Source organism: Zavarzinia sp. (genome assembly GCF_049306435.1).
Lineage (GTDB): Bacteria > Pseudomonadota > Alphaproteobacteria > Zavarziniales > Zavarziniaceae > Zavarzinia.
The window spans coordinates 1-4,920 of the sequence record NZ_JBAQRT010000283.1; the positions used below are offsets into that span (position 1 = coordinate 1).

The following is a 4,920-nucleotide window of genomic DNA, read 5'->3' on the forward strand; positions in this document are numbered from 1 at the left end:
GGTCAGGGCCGCTTCGACCGCCGCCACCTCGCTGTCCGCCACCGCCCCGATCACCGCGCCGGTGATGGGTGTGGTGACGGCGCGGCCCTTGCCCTTGACGCGGGCGGGGTCGACCCCGAAACCGGCCAGCAGGGCGGTGACTTCGGCGGCGAGATCGGGCGGGGCGGAAACACTCACGGGCGATATCCTTTGTTGCTCGTCCCGAAATATGCCAGCCGGCGCGGCGCTTCCAAGCCCGCATTTCGACACGGCAGACCGGCGAGGATCGATAGGGACGGCACTCTGGCCCGGCCCGGGCCGGCAGGCTAGAAAGGGAAATGCCGATTCGTCCGATTCTCCGCCACCCCGATCCCCTGTTGCGCCGGAAAGCCGAGCCCGTCTCTGACTTCGGCCCCGGTCTCGCCGCGCTCGCCACCGACCTGACCGAGACCATGATCGAGGCCGGCGGCGTCGGCATCACCGCCCCCCACGTCGGCGTGTCCAGCCGCCTCGTCGTCCTGAAGCTGGGCGACGGGCCGGTGGAAGTCTTCGTCAATCCCGAGATCACCGAAACCTCGGACGAGACCGTGACCCGGGACGAGGGCAGCGTCTCCATGCCCGGCGTGATCGATGCCGTGACCCGCCCGGCCCGCATCCGCCTGACCTGGGCCGACCTGACCGGCGCCCCCCACGAGGGCGCGGCGGAAGGCTGGCGCGCGACCTGCCTGTTGCATGAGATCGACCAGCTCGACGGCATCTTCTGGCTGCAACGCCTGTCGCGCCTGCGCCGCGACAAGGTGGTGCGCCGTTTCGAGAAGATCCGGCGCCTGGGGGGCGAGGCATGAGCGGGCTTTACTGCGGCCTCGATTTCGGCACCTCGAATTCGACCGCCGGGATCGTATCCGGCAATGGGTTCACCCTTTGCCCGCTGGAGGGGGAAAGCGTCACCCTGCCCTCGTCGATCTTCTTCGACTATGAGGAACACCGGACGCGCTTCGGCCGTGACGGCATCGGCGCCTATGTCGAGGGCACCGAGGGCCGCTTGCTGCGGGCGCTGAAAAGCGTGCTCGGCTCCGCCCTCGTCGAGGAGACGACACTGGTCGGCCGGCGCCGGGTCTCGTTCCGCGACATCATCGGCCTGTTCCTGCACCACCTGAAGACGGTGGTGGAGACACGGCTGGGCGGGCCCGTCGACAGTGTCGTGCTCGGCCGGCCGGTCCGCTTCGTCGATCACGACGATGCCGCCGACGCCAGGGCCGAGGCGGAACTTGTCGGCATCGCCCGGGCGCAGGGCTTCCGCCACATCGAATTGCAGTATGAGCCGGTCGCCGCCGCGCTCGACTACGAACAGTCGGTCAGCCGCGAAGAACTCGCCCTGATCGTCGATCTGGGTGGCGGCACCTCGGATTTCGCCGTCACCCGCCTGTCGCCGCGCCATGCCGGCAAGGCCGACCGCTCGGGCGATATTCTCGGCCGCGCGGGCGTCCATATCGGCGGCACCGATTTCGACCGCGATCTCAGCCTCGCCCGGGCCATGCCCGAACTTGGCATGGACGCGCTGATCGGCCCGAAGAAACTGCCCATGCCGATCCGGCTCTATCAGGATCTCGCCACCTGGCACCGGATCCCCAGCCTCTACACCTCGAACAACATCAATTATTTCAAGAGCCTGCTGCGCACCGTCGACCGGCCCGAGCTGGTCGAGCGGCTGATCGACCTGCTGACCCACCGGAATGGCCACCGCCTCGCCGGGCTGATCGAGGGGGCGAAGATCGCGCTGTCGGACACGAAAACGACCGCCGTCCGCCTGCCCCTGTCCCGCCCGGTCGATATCGAGGTGACCCGGGACCAGCTGGAAACGGTGCTGGCGCCCCATGTCGCCGCCATCCTGGCCGGCATCGACCGCTGCCTGCGCGAAGCCGGTACGCCGCGCGAGGCGATCGAGGCGGTGTTCCTCACCGGCGGCTCGACCGCCGTGCCCGTGGTCCGGCGCGGCATCCTGGCCCATCTGCCGCAAGCCCGGCCGGTCGACGGCGATATCTTCGGCAGTGTCGGTATAGGACTTGCCATCGATGCCCGCCGCAAATTCGGCATGTGACGGCGGATACATCTCGCAAGAGTTGTCTTCGACAGCGGCCCGGCCTTCTGGTAATCAGGAGTAATGACAATTTCTCCGTGATGGTCATGCCAGAATTCAGGAGAAGCGGCCGCCGCCGCCCACAACGCCAGCCCGCGAACCTGCAACCCAATTTGCGGGACAGGATCGTCGCCGCCGCGTTGCAGGAATTCGCGGTCGTCGGCTTCGAGGCAGCGTCGGTGCTGCGCATCGCCACCGCCGCCGGGGTGCACCATCCGCACATCTATTACTATTTCCGCAGCAAGGAAGAGCTGTGGCGGGAAGCCTCGACCCGGGCTTTCGCCCCGATCTTCGAGCGGGTCGGCATCGAGAGTCCGAAGCTGCTGGACCTCGGCCCGATCGAGGCCTGCGAACACGCGATCCGGACCTTCACCCGCTTCTCGGCCGAAAACCCGCTGGCCGCGCTGATCGTGACGCGAGAGACGCTGAATCCCGGTAGCCGGTTGGACTGGCTGACGGAACACCTGCTGGCGCCGCTGCACCAGATCATGGTGCCGCTGCTGGAACACGGCATGGCCGTCGGATTGATCCGGCCGATCCCGATCCCGCATTTCATGCAGGCGATGGTCGGGGCCGTCGTCTCCTTCTTCAATTCCGGGGCGGCCCTGCGCCCGCTCTACGACATCGATCCCCTGGCGCCCGAGACGATCGAGCGCCACGTCGATTTCATCGCCGACCTGTTGATCGAAGGCATCAAGGCGCGGCCGGCCTGAGCCCGGGCTTCAGCACGAGACGCTCGTAGTCCGCCACCTTCGGCATGGGCAGCACGGCGGCGCGATCAAGCGTCAGTAACTTCTCGCGATAGGCGGCGAGCACCCCGGCCCGCGCGGCCGCATCCATCCGCCCGGGGCCATAGACGGCGAAAGGCTCGATCACCTGAAAGCCGGTGAAGCCGAGGATACCCCGGTGAATCGGAAGCAGGATGTCTTCCAGCGGGCCGTAGACACCGATCTCGGAATAGACATCTTCCGTGCCGCCGACCGTGACCGACAGCATCGCCCGTCGCCCCGCCAGCGCGCCGCCGTCGAACCAGCGTCCGCCGCCATAGGCGACGCCGAGGGCGAAAACCCGGTCGACCCAGCCCTTCAGGATCGCCGGCAGGCCCAGCCACCAGATCGGAAACTGGAAGATCAGATGATCGCACCACAGCAGCTTCTCGATTTCGGCGGCGATATCGTCGGCGAAACCGTCCGAGGCCGCCGCCAGCCGCTCCTCAGCCTGCTGGTCGAGACGCCGGGCATCGGCGACGGTCTTGAAGTTGCGGCGGTCGGAGACGGGCTGGAAACCCATGGCATGGAGGTCGGAGACCCGCAGCTCGTGCCCGGCCGCCATCAGCGTCTCGCGCGCCGTGGTCAGCAGCGCGGTATTGAAGCTGGTGGGCTCGTGATGGGCGTGGACGATCAGCACGCGCATTTCAGGCTGTCTCCCCCAGCAGGCCGCGCAGGCGCTCGATCTCGGCCTGGGCCGCGGCCAGACGCTGCTCCAGATGACCGATGGCGCCGGCGACATCGGCGAGATCGAGCTTGCGCGGAATATGCTGCTTGCAGTTCACGTCCCAGGCCTCGACCGTGAACAGGATCACCTGTTCGGGCCGGGCGCGGTAATTATCCGGCATCAGGCGCCGGGTCAGCTCTTCATCGCCCTCGACGATGCGGGCCCGGCCCCAGAGCTTCACCCGGCGCTGCTCGGCGTAGTCGATCAGGAACAGGAAGGCCCGGTCGTTTTCCGACAGGTTGCCCGTCGTCACGAACTGCCGGTTGCCGCTGTAGTCGACGAAACCGATGGTCTCGTCGTCGATGGCGCGGATGAAGCCCTTGGGGCCGCCCCGGTGCTGGGCATAGGGCTGGCCGTCCGCCGTCGCCGTGGCCAGAAAGGCCGTGTCGACCACGGCGAGGAAGGCGACCAACTCCGGCGTGACACCGGTGCGGAAGCCCCCTTGCGCCTCCATCTTCTCGTAGAAGGCGCGCGACTGGCGCCGGCGCTGGATATCCTTGACCGCCGGCGTGAAGGCGATGTCGCTCGAAGGCTGGTGCATGACGTCCTCCCTGCCGGCGGCAGCGTTGGTCAGGCGGCGACGGCCTGGACCAGCGGGAAATCGATCTCGGTCCCCGCCACATGATTGAGATAGTTGGTGAAGCTGTTCAAGGCGACATGGGCCACGATCTCGACCACCACGCCATGGCCGATGCCGAGTTCGCGCAGATGGGCGAGCGCCTGGTCCGGCACCAGACCGCGCTGTTCGACGACGAGCCGCGCGAAGCCGAGGATGGCGTCGGTCTTCGGATCGGGCGAATGGGCCCTTCGGGCCTCGGCGATATCGGCGTCGGACAGGCCGGCGCCACGGGACAGGGCGGTATGGGCCGACAGGCAATAGTCGCAGCCGTTCGCCTCGGCGACGGCGAGGGCGATGGCCTCGCGCTGCTTCACGCCGAGGGTACCGCCGGCCAGTGCCGACGACAGGCCGAGCAGCCCTTCGAGGGCGGCGGGGGCCTGCGCGGCGACCCGGAACAGATTGGGGGTCACGCCGATGCTGGCGTTGACGGCGGCCAGCAGGTCGCGGGCCTTGCCTTGGGCGTCAGCGGGATCGAGGGCGGGAATACGGCTCATCGTGGAACTCCGGGGTTGGGCGGATGGGGGAAGCGACACAAGGAGCCTAGGCCCGCTTGTCATTTCTCCTGATAGCCATAATACTGAAGGCATCATTGCGTTTGGTGGAATGACCGATGGACCGTTTCGAGGTCATGAAGATCTTCGTGGCGACGATCGAGGCCGGCAGCCTCGCCGCCGCCGCGCGCCGGCTGGGG

The 4,920-nt window shown here is 67.7% G+C and carries 6 protein-coding genes; 3 read left to right on the forward strand and 3 right to left on the reverse strand.

Annotated elements, in window-relative coordinates:
• Positions 1-317 precede the first annotated feature (317 nt).
• The 3 genes from WAZ62_RS15790 (at position 318) to WAZ62_RS15800 (ending at position 2,829) form a co-directional block, all read left to right on the forward strand.
• Positions 318-824, forward strand: a complete 507-nt coding sequence (locus tag WAZ62_RS15790; protein ID WP_422644491.1) for a peptide deformylase — start codon at positions 318-320, stop codon at positions 822-824.
• Entirely contained in the window at positions 821-2,077 is a 1,257-nt protein-coding gene (locus WAZ62_RS15795) for an Hsp70 family protein (RefSeq protein ID WP_422644492.1), read from the forward strand. Before WAZ62_RS15790 ends, WAZ62_RS15795 begins: the two co-directional genes overlap by 4 nt.
• Before the next feature lie 152 nt (positions 2,078-2,229).
• Positions 2,230-2,829, forward strand: coding sequence for a TetR/AcrR family transcriptional regulator (locus WAZ62_RS15800; RefSeq protein WP_422644493.1), 600 nt, complete (start codon positions 2,230-2,232; stop codon positions 2,827-2,829).
• On the opposite strand, the gene WAZ62_RS15805 is transcribed toward WAZ62_RS15800, so the two are convergent.
• The 3 genes from WAZ62_RS15805 to WAZ62_RS15815 are packed head-to-tail and all read right to left on the reverse strand — an operon-like array spanning position 2,810 to position 4,723.
• A complete protein-coding gene (locus WAZ62_RS15805; RefSeq protein ID WP_422644494.1) occupies positions 2,810-3,529 on the reverse strand; it encodes an NAD(P)H-dependent oxidoreductase in 720 nt (239 codons plus the stop codon). The two genes, WAZ62_RS15800 and WAZ62_RS15805, sit on opposite strands and share 20 nt — an antisense overlap.
• Position 3,530: 1 nt before the next feature.
• On the reverse strand, positions 3,531-4,151 hold the full coding sequence (locus WAZ62_RS15810) for a pyridoxamine 5'-phosphate oxidase family protein (protein ID WP_422644495.1): 621 nt from the start codon (positions 4,149-4,151) through the stop codon (positions 3,531-3,533).
• Between the two features lie 29 nt (positions 4,152-4,180).
• Positions 4,181-4,723: a carboxymuconolactone decarboxylase family protein gene (locus WAZ62_RS15815; RefSeq protein WP_422644496.1), complete on the reverse strand. Its 543-nt coding sequence runs from the start codon at positions 4,721-4,723 to the stop codon at positions 4,181-4,183.
• Positions 4,724-4,920 lie beyond the last annotated feature (197 nt).

Coding starts and splice junctions, on each gene's coding strand:
- WAZ62_RS15810 (WP_422644495.1), bottom strand. CDS start 4,151: ATGCACCAGCCTTCGAGCGACATCGCCTTCACGCCGGCGGTCAAGGAT.
- WAZ62_RS15805 (WP_422644494.1), bottom strand. CDS start 3,529: ATGCGCGTGCTGATCGTCCACGCCCATCACGAGCCCACCAGCTTCAAT.
- WAZ62_RS15795 (WP_422644492.1), top strand. CDS start 821: ATGAGCGGGCTTTACTGCGGCCTCGATTTCGGCACCTCGAATTCGACC.
- WAZ62_RS15790 (WP_422644491.1), top strand. CDS start 318: ATGCCGATTCGTCCGATTCTCCGCCACCCCGATCCCCTGTTGCGCCGG.
- WAZ62_RS15815 (WP_422644496.1), bottom strand. CDS start 4,723: ATGAGCCGTATTCCCGCCCTCGATCCCGCTGACGCCCAAGGCAAGGCC.